Genomic DNA, 14,530 nt, shown 5'->3' with positions numbered 1-14,530 from the left:
CAGGATACCTTTACGTGAGGCCCCAAAGCTCCTCTTTCTGCGCGCGGGTGAGGAGCCGCTTCATGGCGTCGAGGAGCGGCCGCCCTTCATGAAGTACGTAAAAGACCTGTTCCGTGATGGGGACGTCGACCCCGTGACGCTGCGCCAGCTGAAACCCGGCCTTCGCGGTCAGGTAGCCCTCCGCCACCGTCCGCTGCGAGGCGAGAAACCCGGCCGGATCGGCCCCTTCGGCGACCTTCATCCCGAGGGCGCGGTTGCGGGAGAGCGCGCCCGTGGTCGTCAGGATGAGGTCGCCGACGCCGGAGAGGCCCATGAAGGTCAGCGGATCGCCGCCGAGCGCGACTCCAAGCCGCGCCATCTCGGACAGGCCGCGCGTGACGAGCGCGGCCCGCGCGTTGGTCCCGAGGCCGAGCCCGTCGCAGGCGCCGGCCGCGATCGCGAGGACGTTCTTCATCGCGCCGCCGACCTCGACCCCGATCGGGTCCTTGCTCGTGTAGACGCGGAACATCGGCGAGTGGAGGGCGCTCTGCAGCTCGGTCGCCGCGGCTTCGTCCTTCGAGGCGACGACCACGTCGGTCGGCAGCCCGGAGGCGACCTCCTTCGCGAAGCTCGGGCCCGAGAGCGCGGCCAGCTCCGCCGGCGGAACGACGCCGCCGAGCGTCTCGGCCGCGACGTCGAGCATGAGCCGGAGCGAGTCGTTCTCGATCCCCTTCGTCGCGATCGCGACGCGGGCGCCCTTCGGGACGTGCGGCGCGATGAGGGTCGTGACGGAGCGAAGGAACGCGGACGGCGGCACGAGCAGGACGATCGCCGCGCCGTCGAGGACCGTCCGCGCGTCGCTCGACGCGACGATCGCGGACGGGAGCTTCACGTCGGGGAGGAAGAGGCGGTTCTCGTGCGCCTCGTTGACGTCGCGGACGACCTCCTCCTCACGCGCCCAGAGCTTCACGTCGTGCCCGAGCCGCGACGCATGCGCGGCGAGCGCCGTCCCCCACGCACCGCCACCAATCACCGCGACCGTCGTCACGCCGTCACTCCGTAGGCGCGGCCGCGGAGGCGGCGAGGCCCTCTTGCACGAGCTTCGACGGGGACTCGCTCGAGAGGCACCACAGCTGATGCGCCGCGCGCGTCGCGCCGACGTAGAGCGCGTGGCGCGCCTGCGCGGTGTCGGGGTAGCTCGACGCCGTCGTCTCCAGCAGGATGACCTCGTCGAACTCGAGGCCCTTCGTCTGCCGGACGTCGGTGACGTCGAAGCCGCGCTCCCACGTGAAGTCCTGCCGCCGCACGCGGCGCACGTTCGGGACCTCGGCGCGCTGGAGGCCCTCGAAGTACATCTCGGCCTGCTGCGGGAAGCGCGAGAGCAGCGCGACGTTCGCGTCCGGCTCGTTCGCGGCGAGCTCGCGCAGCGCGTCGGCGAGGAACGCGACCGCCTCGCCCGCCGACGCGAACGTGAAGGCCTCGACCGGCGGTCCGCCGCGCGGCGCGATCGGCTCCGCCTCGTGCGCGAAGGGACCGAGCACGCCGCGCGCGAACGCGGTGATCGGCGCGGTCGAGCGGTAGCTGACCTTGAGCGGATCGATCGCCTTCGCGCCGCCGGGGACGCCGAGCTCCTTCAGCGTCGCGTCCCAGTCGAACGGGACGTGCTCGTCGTCCTCCTCGCGCATGCGCTGCGCGGTGTCGCCCGCGAGCGTGACGGAGAGCTGCGAGAGATCGGTCGCGACGTCGGCGGTGCCGCGCGCGACCTCGAGGAGCACCTTGAGCTCCACCGGCGACGCGTCCTGCACCTCGTCGATGAAGAGGTGCGCGCACGTGAGCGGCTGCCCGTCGCCGTCGAGGAGCGGGCCGCGGAGGACCTGGAAGAGGCGGAGCAGGAGCGCGCGGTCCTCGAGGTCGAGCGAAGGCGTCTCGCCGTCGCGCTCGTGCTCGGTGCGGACGCGCGCTTGCCGCGTGCACCACTCGTGCACCTGATCGAGCTGGCCCGTACCGAAGTACTTCCCGAAGAATCGATCGAGCCGCGGCCGCGAGGTGGTGACCTCGTCCCACGCGCCGAGGACGTTGCGCGTCTCGCTCCGGAGCTCTTGCCCCATCGACTCGACCGCGCTCCGCGTCACGTTCGGGAGATCGCCGGAGCCCTTCGTGTTCGCGAGGTCGCGCTTGCCGGCGAGCCACTGCGCGAGCTGCGTCACGCGGCGATCGGGCGCGCCCTTCGTCGCGTCCCACGCCGCGATGACGCGCTCGCCCTCCGGCCACTTCGCCATCGTGGCGCGGACCTTCGCGTCGACGCGTGTCATCGCTTCTTCGCCGATCGACGCGCACGCCTCGAGCATCGCGGGGTGGTTCTTCAACCGCGAGACGAGCGGCGGCGTCTCGTCGCTGATCGCGGAGGGCAACCTCGGGAACAGGTCCATCACGACGCGCACCGCCCAGCGATGGAAGGTCAACACCGGCACGCCGTCGACGCCGAGGGCCGGGAGCACGCGGCTCGTGTAGTGGACGAGCGCCTCGTTCGGCACGATGACGAGCATGCGGCTGCCGCGGTAGCGGTTCGGCTGGCTCGCGTGCAAGTACGCGACGCGATGGAGGCCTACCGTGGTCTTGCCGCTCCCGGCGCTGCCCTGGATCGCGACGAGGCCGATCCCCGGCTTCGTGATGAGGTCGTACTGCTCCTTGTCGAGCATCGCCGCGATCGCGGGGAGCAGGCGATCGGCCGACGTCGTCGTCTCCTTGCCCGGCTTCGGCGGCGTCGCGGCGGTGCTCGTGCCCGCCGCGGGGAGGCGGAGGCGCGCGGTGTGCGCGGCGGCGCGGCGCCACGTGCCGTCCGCTTCCTTCACGAAGGTGCCTTGCGGCGCGGTGACCTTGCGCAGCTCGCCGTCGACGATCGCGACCGTGCGGCGCGCGGCGACCTCGCCCTCGACCGGCTGATCGCCGAGCGTCTCCTCGTAGCTGTCGCCTTCGCGGTAGCGATAGAAGATCCGGCTCACCGGCGCGTTGCGCCAGTCGACGATGCGGATGCCCGCCGCCGCGTCGAGGTACTGGCGCGATCCGATGAGGACGTCGCGCCGCCGCTCCTTCCCCTGCCCTTTGCCGCCGCGCTGGAGGACCTGCTCTTCGAGCCGGAGGTGCCCGAAGTACGGGCTCTTGCGATCGACCGATCCGGTGATCCCCTTCCCGCGGTGCGCGCGGAGCGCCCCGAGCGTGTGCATCTGCTCGAAGAGCATCGGGAGGTCCTCCGGCTTCGCGGAGGCGGCGAGGTCGCGGAGCTCGAGGAGACGCCGGTCGTCGTCCGCGAGCTGCGCCGCCATCTCGCTCTGGACGACGGGATCGTTCGGGTCCCTCTCCGGCGGGGCGGGGCCGAGGTTCTTCAGCACCGTCTCGAGGAGCCGCATCTCCTCGCGCACGATCCGCGACCCGTCCTCGTCGTCTTCGAGGCCCGGGATCGGGGCAGTTTCGTTGGTTTCGGCGGCGCTCAAAGGGGCCGACCGACATAGCACGCGGCCTCGGCCGGTTACAGGGTTACAGCAGGAGCTGTTCGCCGAGCTGGAGGACGGTGAGCTCGACGCCTTTGAGCTTCGCGCACTGCTTCTCGACCTCGGCCTGGAACGCGGGCTTGATGTGATAGAGCAGCGTCGGCAGGGTCTTCGGCGACTTGTACTTCTTGAGGTCGGTGATGAGCGTCTGCGGCGTGTGGTGACCGCTCACGGTCGCGAGGCGCTGGCGCTCGTTCGGGAAGCTGACCTCCATCAGGAGGGCGCGGAGGTCGGGCGTCTCGTCGAGCGCCTTCCACAGGCGATCGGTCGGACCGGTGTCGCCGGAGTACGCGACGGAGATGCCGCCCTTGTCGATGATGAACGCGGAGGCGTCGATCGTGTGGCTCACCGTGATCGCGCGGACGCCGTAGCCCGCGACCTCCACCCGCACCTCGGGCTTGAGGATCCGGTACGCGATCGTCGGCTCCTTCTTCGTCGGGATCGCGGTGAAGTCCGGCCAGAGGAGGTCGTTGAAGAAGTGCTTCTTCAAGACGTCGATGGTGGGCTTCGTCCCGAAGACTTGCAGCGGCTTGCACCCGTACTGCGCGCGGTTGTCGGCGATCGTCGCGAGATCGCGGATGTGATCGAGGTGGGCGTGGCTGACGAGGACGGCCTCGAGCTTGAACTGGAGCGGCAAATCGAGGCCGCTCGTGAGCGATCCGGCGTCGATGGCGATCCGCTCGTCGAGGAGGAACGCGCAGGTGCGGTGCTTCGGGGTCTCCCCGCCGTGGCAGCCGACTACGCGTAATTGCACGGGTGGGAGCTTATCGCCACGGATCCGGAAGAGTCAAAAACGCGCCGTCCTCGGGTACGCTCGCGAGCCATGAAGATGCGTGCAGCTCTCGCGCTCGTGCTCGTGCTCCTCGGGGCGTGCAACGAAGAGGCGAAGGACCCGACGTCGACGTCGAGCGCGGACACGAAGGCCGAGATCAGCTGCACCGGCAAGCCCGAGGTCGGCAAGCTCGCCTCCTCCTTCTCGCTCGCGTCCGTCAACGGCGGGCGCAAGATGACGATCGAGAAGGGCAAGGTCACCGTGATCGACTTCTGGGCGACGTGGTGCGAGCCCTGCAAGAAGTCGTTCCCGAAGTACCAGGACCTCTACACGAAGTACCAGGCGAACGGGCTCGAGGTCCTCGCGGTGTCGACCGACGACGAGGACAACAAGATCGCCGGGTTCATCAGCGCGCACGGCGCGAAGTTCCCGGTCGGCTGGGACGCCGAGAAGAAGATCGCGGACTGCTACCACCCGCCGAACATGCCGTCGGCGTACGTCATCGACAAGACCGGCACGATCCGACACATCCACACCGGCTTCCGCGACGGCGAGGAGAAGGAGATCGAGAAGGAGATCAAGGAGCTCCTCTGACGCGCCGTCGGCGGCAGCGCGGTGCAGCATTTCACGCAAGCGACGTGGGCGCAGCGTCCATGGATCGCTCGTGAATCACGCTGAAAGCGGGCCAATATCGACGCCGGGGCGCGGTCCGGGGATTGCTCCCTCGTTGCGTGGAGGAACGGGATGGGACGACGGCTCGCGGCGGTGCTCGCCGCGTCGGTTCTGGCGGTGGCGTGCACTTCGGCCGACTCGGGGTCGCCGCCGGGCGGCGACGGGAACCCGCCCGATCGGACCCCGCCGCCGGCGGACAAGGAGTCGCCTCCGCCGACGAAGCCAGGGGACGTCGACCCGCCGGCGCCCGCGGAGCCCGCCGTCGCCTTCGTCGGGCGCTTCGCGATCGACGGCGACACCCGCACGTTCGGCTGGCCGAACACGCGCATCCTCGCGCGCTTCGAGGGCACGGGCGTGTCGGCGACGCTCGCGGAGACGAACCTCTACGCGGGGCCGAGCGAGCTCGATCTCCGCGTCGACGACAAGGTCCAGGTCCTCAAGCTGAAGGAGGGCGAGCACGTCTACGAGCTCGCGAAGGACCTCCCCGCCGGCGAGCACGTCGTCGAGCTGATCCGCCGCGTCGAAGGCCAGGTCGGCGTCACGAAGTTCAAGGGCTTCGACTTCGGCGGCGGCAAGCTGCTCGCGCCGCCGAAGCCGCGCACGCGCAAGATCGAGTTCCTCGGCGACTCGAACACGACCGGGTACGGCGTCGAGGGCAAGGGCCCGAATTGCCCGTTCAGCGCCTCGACGCAGAACGTCACGAAGACGTACGCGGCGAAGGTCGCGGACGCGTTCGACGCCGACGCGCTCGTCATCGCGTACAGCGGCAAGGGCGTCGTCCAGAACAACGACCGCAACGATCCGATCGTCTTCGAGGACCTCTTCACGCGCGCGACGCCGGAGTCGGCGACGCCGGCCTGGGACTTCACGAAGGCGCCCGCGCCGGACGCGGTGCTCATCAACCTCGGCTCGAACGACTACGCGCAGCCGCGGGCGGGCGTCGTCGATCCGCCGGCGTTCGGCGCGTTCAAGGAGAAGTTCGCGAAGCTCGTCAGCGCCGTCCGCGCCCAGTACGCGGCGGCGCCGATCTTCGTCATCGTCTCGCCGACGCAGAACGACTGGTACCCCGTCGGCTTCGACGCTCACACGAACCAGAAGCGCGCGTTCACGGAGGTCGTCGCGGCGCGGAAGACGGGCGGCGACGACAAGGTGCACTTCATCGATCTCCCCGTGCTCACCGACGACGCCGAGCGCGACGGCTGCGACTACCACCCGGGCGTGAAGATCCACGACCGCATGGCGACGACCCTCATCGCGGAGATCAAGAAGGTCACCGGCTGGTAGCGCCACCCACCGACATGGAATGACAGAGCCTCGGCCCGTACGGACGCCGAGGCTCTGTCGTTGAAAAGCCTCAGTCCATGTCGAAGTCGCCGCCCATGCCGCCCATTCCACCCATGCCGCCCATTCCACCCATGCCGCCCATGCCACCGCCGCCGCCGCCCGCGGCGGGCTTCTTCGGCTTGTCGGCGATGAGCGCCTCGGTGGTGAGCATCATGCCGGAGACGCTCGCGGCGAACTCGAGGGCGGAGCGGACGACCTTGGTCGGGTCGATGACGCCGGCCTTCACGAGGTCCTCGTACTTGTCCGTCGCGGCGTTGAAGCCGAACGCGCCCTGGCTCTCGCGCACCTTCTCGACGACGACCGAGCCGTCCTGGCCCGCGTTCTTCGCGATCTGACGGAGGGGCTCCTCGATCGCGCGACGGACGAGGCGGACGCCGAAGGCCTGCTCGCCTTCGAGCTTGAGCGCGTCGAGCGCCTTCGCGCCGCGGAGGAGCGCGACGCCGCCGCCGGGGACGACACCTTCCTCGACCGCCGCGCGGGTGGCGTGGAGGGCGTCTTCGACGCGGGCCTTCTTCTCCTTCATCTCGGTCTCGGTCGCGGCGCCGACCTTGATGATCGCGACGCCGCCGGCGAGCTTCGCGAGGCGCTCCTGGAGCTTCTCGCGATCGTAGTCCGACGTCGTGTTCTCGATCTGCTTGCGGATCGTCTCGATGCGGCCCTTGATGTCCTTGTTGTCGCCGGCGCCGTCGACGAGGGTGGTGTTGTCCTTGTCGATCGTGACGCGCTTGGCCTGGCCGAGCTCCTTCGTGGTGAAGGACTCGAGCTTCACGCCGAGGTCGTCGGAGACGACCTGACCGCCGGTGAGCGTCGCGATGTCCTTGAGCATCTCCTTGCGGCGATCGCCGAAGCCCGGCGCCTTGACGGCGGCGACCTTGAGCGCGCCGCGGAGCTTGTTGACGACGAGCGTGGCGAGCGCCTCGCCCTCGACGTCCTCCGCGATGATGAGGAGCGGGCGACCCGAGCGCGCGACCTCCTCGAGGAGCGGGATGAGGTCGGCCATCGCCGAGACCTTCTTCTCGCTGATGAGGATGTACGGGTTCTCGAGCTCCGTCGTCATCTTCTCCGTGTTCGTCACGAAGTAGGGCGAGAGGTAGCCGCGGTCGAACTGCATGCCCTCGACGACCTCGAGCGCGGAGTCCATGCCTTTGGCTTCTTCGACGGTGATGACGCCTTCCTTGCCGACCTTCTCCATCGCGCTCGCGAGCATGTCGCCGATCGACTTGTCGCCGTTCGCGCTGATGGTGCCGACCTGGGAGATGTGCTCCTTGTCGTTCGTCGGGGTGGAGACCTTCTTCACCTCCGCGACGATCGCGGCGACGGCGGCGTCGATGCCGCGCTTCAGCTCCATCGGGTTGTGGCCCGCTTCGACGAGCATGAGGCCCTGCTGGTAGATCGCCTGCGCGAGGACGGTCGCGGTCGTGGTGCCGTCGCCGGCCTTGTCGTTCGTCTTCGACGCGACCTCGCGCACCATCTGGGCGCCCATGTTCTCGAACTTGTCGCCGAGCTCGATCTCCTTCGCGACCGTGACGCCGTCCTTCGTGACGACGGGCGAGCCGTAGGACTTCTCGATGACGACGTTGCGACCCTTGGGGCCGAGGGTGACCTTCACCGCGTCGGCGAGGAGGTTCACTCCGTGGAGGATGCGGCCGCGCGCGTTGCGGGAGTAGACGATCTGCTTTGCGCTCATGGTTCTTCTCCCTCAGCTCACTTGTTGAAGACCGCGAGGACGTCTTCTTCGCGGAGGAGCACGAGCTCCTCGCCGTCGATCTTGACCTCGGTGCCCGAGTACTTGCCGAAGAGGACCTTGTCGCCCTCCTTCACGTCGAGCGGGATGACCTTGCCGCCCTTGACGGCCTTGCCCGAGCCGACGGCGACGACGACGCCCTCGAGCGGCTTCTCCTTGGCGGTGTCGGGGATGATGATCCCGCCCTTGGTCTTCTCTTCTTCCTGGGTGCGCTTGACGACGAGACGATCCTGCAGCGGACGAATTTTCATGGTGATTACCCTGACTTGAGAGCCGCTGAACGCGGGCTGTTAGCACTCGGTCTAGGTGAGTGCCAGAAATCGGGCGCAACCTGCTACCCCGGTCCCCAGGCGTCAAGGCCTACGCTGCGCTTTCCCGCCCACGCCCGCGAAGATGAGGCTTTCTGCCAGGCTCGCGCTTGGACGTTAACCGTATGGAAACACGAGCGCTTTCCGCCGAAACGGCCGAGGCATCCAGGCTGCAGGGGCATCGGATGCCATGTTGGGTTCCGGAGCGCGAGTGGTCCCTGGGTACACGATGCGAGGCGACACGATCGCCGGGCGCTACCGCGTCGAGCGGCTGCTCGGGGTGGGGAGCTCGGGCTTCGTGGTCGCGGCGCGGCACGTCCGGCTCGATCGTCGCGTCGCGCTGAAGGTCCTCACCACGCTGACGACGGCGCAGGGCAAGGCGGTGCTCGCGGTCGCGCATCGCGTCGCCGCGCTGAGGAGCGCGAACGTCGCGCGCGTCGTCGACACGGGGCTCACGGAGGAGGGGTATCCCTTCATCGCGTCGTCGCTCGCGGAGGGCCGCACGCTCGCGGAGCTCCTCGCCGAGCACGGCTCCCTGCCGGCGCGTGAAGCGGTGAGCCTCGTGCTGCAAGCGTGCATCGGCCTCGCGGACGCGCACGCCGCCGACGTCGTGCATGGAGACTTGAAGCCGCAGAACCTCCTCCTCACGAAGGGTGGCGTCCTCGAGGTGCTCGACTTCGGGATGATGCAGCCGCTCGAGAGCGAGGAGGGCTCGGCGGCGTGGTTCGCGTCGCCGGCGTACCTCGCGCCGGAGCAGCTCCGCGATCCGGAGGTCGACGCGCGCGCGGACGTCTGGGCGCTCGGCGTCATCTTGCACCAGCTCATCGCAGGCAAGCTCCCGTTCGACGCAGAGACGATCGCAGGGATGTTCGTCGCGGTCGCGTACCACGAGCCCGCGCTCCTCGCCGCGCCGGACGTTCCGTACGAGCTCGCGAAGATCGTCCGCGCCTGCCTCGCGAAGGATCCGGCAGGCCGCCCGCCGACCGTGCGCGCGCTCGCGCGTGACCTCGCGCCGTTCGGCGACGTACGCCCGACGCTTCCGAGCGCGCAGGCGCCCGCACCCGCGCCCGCTCCGGCTCCGCGCGGGAACGCCGCGCCCTCGGTCGCGCCGCAGCTCGCGATGGCGGTGTCGCTCGATGACGCTTCAGCTGACGTTCGGGTTGGGGATGACGCGCGGGACGGCGCCGAGGAGTCGCTCGCGTCGAGCGACGTGCTTCCGTTCGACACGGTGACGCGGATGGTGGCGGCGGTGAAGCGGGCGGCGAGCGGCCCCCCTCCCCTCCCCGGCCACCACCTCGGTGCAACGTCGCTCCCCAACCTCGGAGCCGACCTCAGCAAGATGCACACGCACGCCAAGGGCTGGCTCGCAAAGCGGCTGCGGGCGGCGACGAAGCCGCTGGCTGCGCGCGCGGACGCAGAGGGCGGCTGGCGCGCGGAGCGGGCGGCGTCGAAGCCGGCGGACGCGAAGGGCGGTTGGCTGCGGGCGGCGCGGCCGAAGGGCAGCGGGCTCGTGGAGCGGCTGCGGGCGGCGACGACGCCGGCGGACATGCGCTCGGAGGCGGAGCGGAGCTTTCAGCGACGGCGCTGGGGTGCGATCGGCGTCGTGGCGGGGGCGGGCGTGCTCTTCGTCGTGAGCCTCTTCGCGCCGTCTCCTGCTGCGCCGCCCGCTGCGGCGGCTGCCGCTGCGGCGACGCTCGAGCCGGTGGAGAGCCTGATCGTCGAGCGGCCGCTGAGGTTCGGGACGTCGACGTTCGTACCGCCGAGCTTCGCGTTGCCAGAGCGGGAGGAGAGGGTGGCGGCGCCGCCGGCGGGCCCCTTCAAGGCCGCGGTGATCCCGCCGCCACCACCGCCTCCCGGCCCGCGCAGCGCTCCGCCGCGCCCGCGCTTGTCGGTCCGCGACGATCCGTACGCCCCACCCCGACCGGCAGCGACGACGCGAACGAACGCGAATGGTTTCACGCATCCGGCGCGGCTCCCGGAGCGGGGGCGTTCGCGAACGTTTTGAGGTGCGCCGCGTGTAGGCGTTCTTGACAAGCAATTGCGCCTGACTATGGTGCGCGGACCAGCCAGGTGCGGTCACGCACAGGTGACATTGGCGGATCGTCTAATGGCAGGACGTCGGATTCTGGCTCCGACTATCTAGGTTCGAATCCTAGTCCGCCAGCCACCCTCCCTCTCCCCTACTTCGTTCCAAGGATTCACGACTGGCCCCATCGTCTAGCGGTTAGGACATCGGCCTCTCACGCCGGTAACGCGGGTTCGATTCCCGCTGGGGTCGCCAAAACGCGACTGTGAGAACTAGCCCAAGGTAGCGATACCTTGGGCTTTTGCGTTGAAGACGACCGCAGATTTATGACGCAAGTCTGACGACCTGCGAAAAGCGCTTCTCGGGTCGGTTCTGGGCCAGCCCCGTCACTCGATGACAGGCGGCGTGGGTGTCACCATGATGAAGTCCACGCGCTCATCGTCGACGCGGTACCACAGCCAGAGGTTGAACCTTGGCACACGCCGAACGAGCGCGGCCTGAGTCGGCGGGATCGTCGCGACGGCGTCGAACGGCGTCGGCAAGATCGCCGACGCGCAGATCGCGTTGATCGTCCGTCCGACTGCGGCCATTGCTGGGCTCTCCGGAACGGCCCCCAGCGCGTGAAGACGGCGAATGAACCGTGGCCTCAACGAAGGCGTGCGGGACACTCGCCGGTCTCGGCCCAGAGCCGGAGCTCCTCGGGCGTCAGCTCGATCGCGTCCGTCTCCGCGAGCGCCGCTTCGAGCTCGCGACGGTCCTCGTCGGACGCCGGGACGAGCACAGGCATGTTGTCCTCACTCTTCTCCCTGGGCCCCATGCCTCAAGTATGGCGCGCGCTACACGTGCCGCGCAAGTGCCTCACCGGTCGCTCCCGAAGCGGCCGATCTCGATCGTCCGCGCGCGGTGCAGCTTGCGGGCCGACCAGATCGCGAGGGCGACGACTGGCGCGATGCTCGTCGCAAGCTCCTCTTCGTCACGGCAGCATCCCCGATCACGGCGGCGCCGACGAGCCGCGAGGACGTCGGCCTCGACCGCCTCGCGGCCTGCACACGTCGACCTCGCGGGCGTCGAGGCGAGGCCTCGGCATCGGCGGCATGATCGCGTCGACGCGGCCGATGACTCCGGTGGGGCGCTTGGCACGCGGCGGCTGCTCTCGCGCCACACCTCCCTCGCGACGATGTACGCGCACGCGTCCTCGATCTCTTCGTCTGCGGTAACCGGGCTCGACTTCAGCATGTGGTGTTCCTCCGTTCTCGAATCCAAGCGAAGCGCACGAACGCGCTCCGCAGCGTCCTCATGCGTAACCTCGCGCCGAGAGAGCGCACGCGCGATGCTCGCCTCGCGTGCGGCCTCGTCCGGCGTGCAGTCGAGGGTCACGGCCTTCGGATCGCCGTCCTCGTCTTCAACCGCGCCGACCCTCATGCACGTGCACGTCTCGCCCGACGACGGCCCGCAGATGCCGCCGCCGACCGTGCGAGCAAGCTCGGCGCACTGCGCCCGACGGAACGAGACCGCGGCGCGGCGATAGGGCGCGAACGCGGCATCGCCCGCGAGCGTCGCGAGGCCCATCCGATCGGCGAGGCGCGTCTGTCCCGCGCGTGCATGACCTCCGCGACGAGCGATGCCGTCGCCACGAGCAAAGCGGCCGTGCTCGCCGCGGTCGTGCGGGCTCTCGTCGTCGGCGCGCGCGGGCACGTTCACCGGCAGCTCGTCGGGAGGCATGACCTCGACGCGCGGCACTCCCGCCCCCGCACCGTGTCCTCTACGCCATGTCATCGTTGGTCCTCATCATGTGCATAATGCAAGTAGTGGGGCGGCAGGGAGTCGGACCCCACCATGCCCGCGCGCGTGGCCATGCCCGGCGGAGATGCGCGAGCGCCAGCGCGGCGCCCCGTGTGATGATGCGTGCAGTGGGCGGAGACACGCGGCGGCGCGGCGGCTCCGAAAACAACTTCGCGGCGAGGTGTGTGGCGAAGGAGGGTATGAAGCTGTCATGGTGCTGACGCGGACGGTGGCGTTCGCTCTCGTGCTCGCGTCATGCCGGGGGAGCACCAAGGCGTCGGCGCCGGCGCCGTCCGCCGAGGTGGCGATGGATGCCGAACCGCCCAGCGTTCTTCGGACGGCGGCGTGCATTGGTCCGAAGGACGCGACGTCGTTTGCTGTCTACTTGCACGGGATGGACGGGGCGACGGCCTCGCCGCAAGAGATGGCGAATCGCGAGGTGCTCGCCGCGCTCGCGCGGAAGCTGTCCGTTCGCTTCGCCCTGCCTCGTTCCAGCATGGCCTGTCCTACGCAGCCTGGGTCGATCTGCTGGGGCTGGTCGTTCGATGACGCCGAGCTCGCCGCGGCCGCCTCGGTCGTTCGTGCGGGAGCTCGGGCGTGCTTCGGTGACGGTCCCGTCACGCTCGTCGGGTTCTCGAACGGGGGCTACCTGCTGAACAAGCTGATTCGGAGCTGCTCGTTGAAGAGCCATGTCCCCGAAGCGGTTCGCGCGATCACCGTGGGCGCCGGCGTGTTCCATGGGCCGCTCGAGCCGAGCCCCGAATCTCTCACCGGATGCGGAGAGCTCACCATGCTCGTCGGCGACGAGGACGAACACAACTTCGATCCCTCCGGGAACCTGCTTCGACAGCTTCGCGCCAAGCACGCGAACGTGAGGGAGGTCCGCTACCACGGCGGACACCTCCTGAACGAAGCCGCGCTCGGTGACGCGCTCTCGGCTCGGCGGCCGTAGGATCAGGGGGCGGCGCGCCAGACCTCGCGGCTTCGTCGATCCAGAAGACGGAGCCCGGCTGGCCGAAGCGCGTCGAGAGGGTGCGGGCTATCGGCGGGTGATGCGTTCGCCGAGGCGTTGGAGATTGGCGGCGCCCGAAGGGCCGAGGCCGGCGAGGATGATCTCGCCGCGGGTCGTGAAGAGGCGCATCGAGAGGCCGAGTGGGGCGGCGCCCAGGACCTCGGACCAGCCGAGGCGGAGCGTCGTTGGACGTCGCAGGCGTGCGCCGGCGAGCTTCACGGCCAGGCCCGCGGCGCTGAGCGCGATGCATACGACGACCAACCACGCGGGCGGGTGCTCGAGCTCGCCGCCGCGCGCCACGAACGCTCCACACACCGCGAGCGCGATGAGCCACGCCGCGATCGGCGCCAACGCGAGCGCCTTCCCGGCGGGCGCTCCGCCCTGCAGCACCACCGCGTCGTGCTCCGCCCACACCGCACCTTCGCCCTCGAGACCGAGCGCGGGGCCGTGCGGGCGCGGCGGTTCGGAGAAGCCGACCGCCACGCGGACCTGCGAAGGAATGCTCGTGCTCGTGTTCATGCGTCGCCGCGCGACGTAGCACCCCCTTCCCTGCCTGGCTCGGGATCGCGATCGATTTCAGAGCTCGCGCATCATTGTGGAACGGGCTTGGGCTTGCATCGCACGTTCGCTTCGAGGGACCACGGCGTCGAATCCGAGCGCGTCCAGAGGAGCTTCCCGTCGCTCTCCTCACCCGTGAAGTGACCGCTGACGACGAGCGATGCCTTGAGCGGGTTCGCGTCGTCCACCGGACGGAGCTCGAGCTCGTGCGTGCCGTCCGGGAGAATGCGGCGCGTCGGACCCAGCTGGTACGTGAGGCGTTGCTCGCGCTGGGAGCTCGAGAACAGCGTGACGCTGCAGCTCCCGTCGTCGACCGCGGTCGCCGTGAGGACCGCGCTCGTGGGCTTTCCGTCCGCCGCGAGCTCGAGGTCGAAGACGATGTCCTTGAACGAGACTTCGCGCCAGCAAAGGAGGAGCGACTCCTTGAAGTGCTCCGACCTCGTTTCGTTCAACGCTCCGTGCCAGCGCGCCGCCGGTCTCGACGCCGGGACCGTGTCCTCGGGCGCGTCCGCACCGTCCGCGCCGGATGAGCCGGGCGAGCCGCTCGCCGAGACCGGCATCGTCTCGGTCATCGGCGGCTCCGCCGTGTCCGGCTCGGGCTCGCGGGGGTCGTCCGCGTCGAAGGGGCGGCAACCAATGAGGAGGACCGCCGCCGCCAACCAGGCTCGGGTGGGCATGGTGGGCAAGGAAGCAAACGCAGTGCCTCTGGAAAAATCGAATGTATTCAGACTTGTGGCGCCTGGTGCCGGATCGATCGGGCCGTGGCGCTGGTCACGGTCGTGGAC

General features: G+C 69.6%; 14 protein-coding genes and 2 tRNA genes. 6 read left to right on the top strand and 10 right to left on the bottom strand.

All coding sequences use genetic code 11. From position 1 onward, the window contains the following. Positions 1-10: 10 nt before the first annotated feature. The 3 genes from KF837_29465 to KF837_29455 are packed head-to-tail and all read right to left on the bottom strand — an operon-like array spanning position 11 to position 4,281. On the bottom strand, positions 11-1,027 hold the full coding sequence (locus KF837_29465) for an NAD(P)-dependent glycerol-3-phosphate dehydrogenase (protein MBX3231489.1): 1,017 nt from the start codon (positions 1,025-1,027) through the stop codon (positions 11-13). A gap of 4 nt (positions 1,028-1,031) precedes the next feature. Beyond that, complete coding sequence (locus tag KF837_29460) at positions 1,032-3,470, bottom strand: ATP-binding domain-containing protein (GenBank protein MBX3231488.1); 2,439 nt, start codon at positions 3,468-3,470, stop codon at positions 1,032-1,034. A 43-nt stretch (positions 3,471-3,513) separates the two neighbouring features. Then, a complete protein-coding gene (locus KF837_29455) occupies positions 3,514-4,281 on the bottom strand; it encodes a 3',5'-cyclic-nucleotide phosphodiesterase (protein ID MBX3231487.1) in 768 nt (255 codons plus the stop codon). Between the two features lie 69 nt (positions 4,282-4,350). Between KF837_29455 and KF837_29450 the strand changes: the two genes are divergently transcribed. Continuing rightward, entirely contained in the window at positions 4,351-4,893 is a 543-nt protein-coding gene (locus KF837_29450) for a TlpA family protein disulfide reductase (GenBank protein MBX3231486.1), read from the top strand. Between the two features lie 150 nt (positions 4,894-5,043). Further along, a complete protein-coding gene (locus tag KF837_29445; GenBank protein ID MBX3231485.1) occupies positions 5,044-6,255 on the top strand; it encodes a hypothetical protein in 1,212 nt (403 codons plus the stop codon). Between the two features lie 70 nt (positions 6,256-6,325). Here KF837_29445 and groL read toward each other — a convergent pair whose 3' ends face one another. Further along, complete coding sequence (gene groL, locus KF837_29440; GenBank protein MBX3231484.1) at positions 6,326-8,002, bottom strand: chaperonin GroEL; 1,677 nt, start codon at positions 8,000-8,002, stop codon at positions 6,326-6,328. 17 nt (positions 8,003-8,019) lie between these two features. Beyond that, entirely contained in the window at positions 8,020-8,310 is a 291-nt protein-coding gene (groES, locus tag KF837_29435) for a co-chaperone GroES (protein MBX3231483.1), read from the bottom strand. A 286-nt stretch (positions 8,311-8,596) separates the two neighbouring features. Between groES and KF837_29430 the strand changes: the two genes are divergently transcribed. The 3 genes from KF837_29430 (at position 8,597) to KF837_29420 (ending at position 10,648) form a co-directional block, all read left to right on the top strand. Next, the gene (locus KF837_29430) at positions 8,597-10,372 is read left to right on the top strand and encodes a serine/threonine protein kinase (GenBank protein ID MBX3231482.1); all 1,776 of its coding nucleotides are present in this window, start codon (positions 8,597-8,599) and stop codon (positions 10,370-10,372) included. 88 nt (positions 10,373-10,460) lie between these two features. Continuing rightward, positions 10,461-10,534, top strand: a tRNA-Gln gene (locus KF837_29425). Between the two features lie 39 nt (positions 10,535-10,573). After that, a tRNA-Glu gene (locus KF837_29420) sits at positions 10,574-10,648 on the top strand. A gap of 131 nt (positions 10,649-10,779) precedes the next feature. Here the strand turns inward: KF837_29420 and KF837_29415 are convergent. The 3 genes from KF837_29415 to KF837_29405 all read right to left on the bottom strand — a co-directional run bounded on the left by KF837_29415 (position 10,780) and on the right by KF837_29405 (position 12,133). After that, entirely contained in the window at positions 10,780-10,983 is a 204-nt protein-coding gene (locus tag KF837_29415; protein ID MBX3231481.1) for a hypothetical protein, read from the bottom strand. Positions 10,984-11,039: 56 nt separating this feature from the next. Next, entirely contained in the window at positions 11,040-11,180 is a 141-nt protein-coding gene (locus KF837_29410; GenBank protein MBX3231480.1) for a hypothetical protein, read from the bottom strand. 71 nt (positions 11,181-11,251) lie between these two features. Then, positions 11,252-12,133 carry a hypothetical protein gene (locus KF837_29405; protein MBX3231479.1) on the bottom strand — a complete coding sequence of 294 codons (882 nt, stop codon included), beginning with the start codon at positions 12,131-12,133 and terminating at the stop codon, positions 11,252-11,254. Between the two features lie 436 nt (positions 12,134-12,569). Between KF837_29405 and KF837_29400 the strand changes: the two genes are divergently transcribed. After that, the gene (locus tag KF837_29400) at positions 12,570-13,127 is read left to right on the top strand and encodes a hypothetical protein (protein ID MBX3231478.1); all 558 of its coding nucleotides are present in this window, start codon (positions 12,570-12,572) and stop codon (positions 13,125-13,127) included. Between the two features lie 87 nt (positions 13,128-13,214). On the opposite strand, the gene KF837_29395 is transcribed toward KF837_29400, so the two are convergent. After that, positions 13,215-13,706 carry a hypothetical protein gene (locus tag KF837_29395; GenBank protein ID MBX3231477.1) on the bottom strand — a complete coding sequence of 164 codons (492 nt, stop codon included), beginning with the start codon at positions 13,704-13,706 and terminating at the stop codon, positions 13,215-13,217. Between the two features lie 71 nt (positions 13,707-13,777). After that, on the bottom strand, positions 13,778-14,422 hold the full coding sequence (locus KF837_29390; protein ID MBX3231476.1) for a hypothetical protein: 645 nt from the start codon (positions 14,420-14,422) through the stop codon (positions 13,778-13,780). Positions 14,423-14,530 lie beyond the last annotated feature (108 nt).

This window comes from Labilithrix sp. (assembly GCA_019637155.1).
Classification (GTDB): domain Bacteria; phylum Myxococcota_A; class Polyangia; order Polyangiales; family Polyangiaceae; genus Labilithrix.
Note: the sequence above shows the minus strand (reverse complement) of the source record. Positions and strands in the feature narration are given on the sequence as shown.

What these genes read in the sequence shown, in the direction of transcription:
- KF837_29415 (MBX3231481.1), bottom strand. Translation starts at nt 10,983, where the DNA reads ATGGCCGCAGTCGGACGGACGATCAACGCGATCTGCGCGTCGGCGATC.
- KF837_29390 (MBX3231476.1), bottom strand. Translation starts at nt 14,422, where the DNA reads ATGCCCACCCGAGCCTGGTTGGCGGCGGCGGTCCTCCTCATTGGTTGC.
- KF837_29430 (MBX3231482.1), top strand. Translation starts at nt 8,597, where the DNA reads ATGCGAGGCGACACGATCGCCGGGCGCTACCGCGTCGAGCGGCTGCTC.
- KF837_29395 (MBX3231477.1), bottom strand. Translation starts at nt 13,706, where the DNA reads ATGAACACGAGCACGAGCATTCCTTCGCAGGTCCGCGTGGCGGTCGGC.
- KF837_29450 (MBX3231486.1), top strand. Translation starts at nt 4,351, where the DNA reads ATGAAGATGCGTGCAGCTCTCGCGCTCGTGCTCGTGCTCCTCGGGGCG.
- KF837_29445 (MBX3231485.1), top strand. Translation starts at nt 5,044, where the DNA reads ATGGGACGACGGCTCGCGGCGGTGCTCGCCGCGTCGGTTCTGGCGGTG.
- groL (MBX3231484.1), bottom strand. Translation starts at nt 8,002, where the DNA reads ATGAGCGCAAAGCAGATCGTCTACTCCCGCAACGCGCGCGGCCGCATC.
- groES (MBX3231483.1), bottom strand. Translation starts at nt 8,310, where the DNA reads ATGAAAATTCGTCCGCTGCAGGATCGTCTCGTCGTCAAGCGCACCCAG.
- KF837_29400 (MBX3231478.1), top strand. Translation starts at nt 12,570, where the DNA reads ATGGACGGGGCGACGGCCTCGCCGCAAGAGATGGCGAATCGCGAGGTG.
- KF837_29410 (MBX3231480.1), bottom strand. Translation starts at nt 11,180, where the DNA reads ATGCCTGTGCTCGTCCCGGCGTCCGACGAGGACCGTCGCGAGCTCGAA.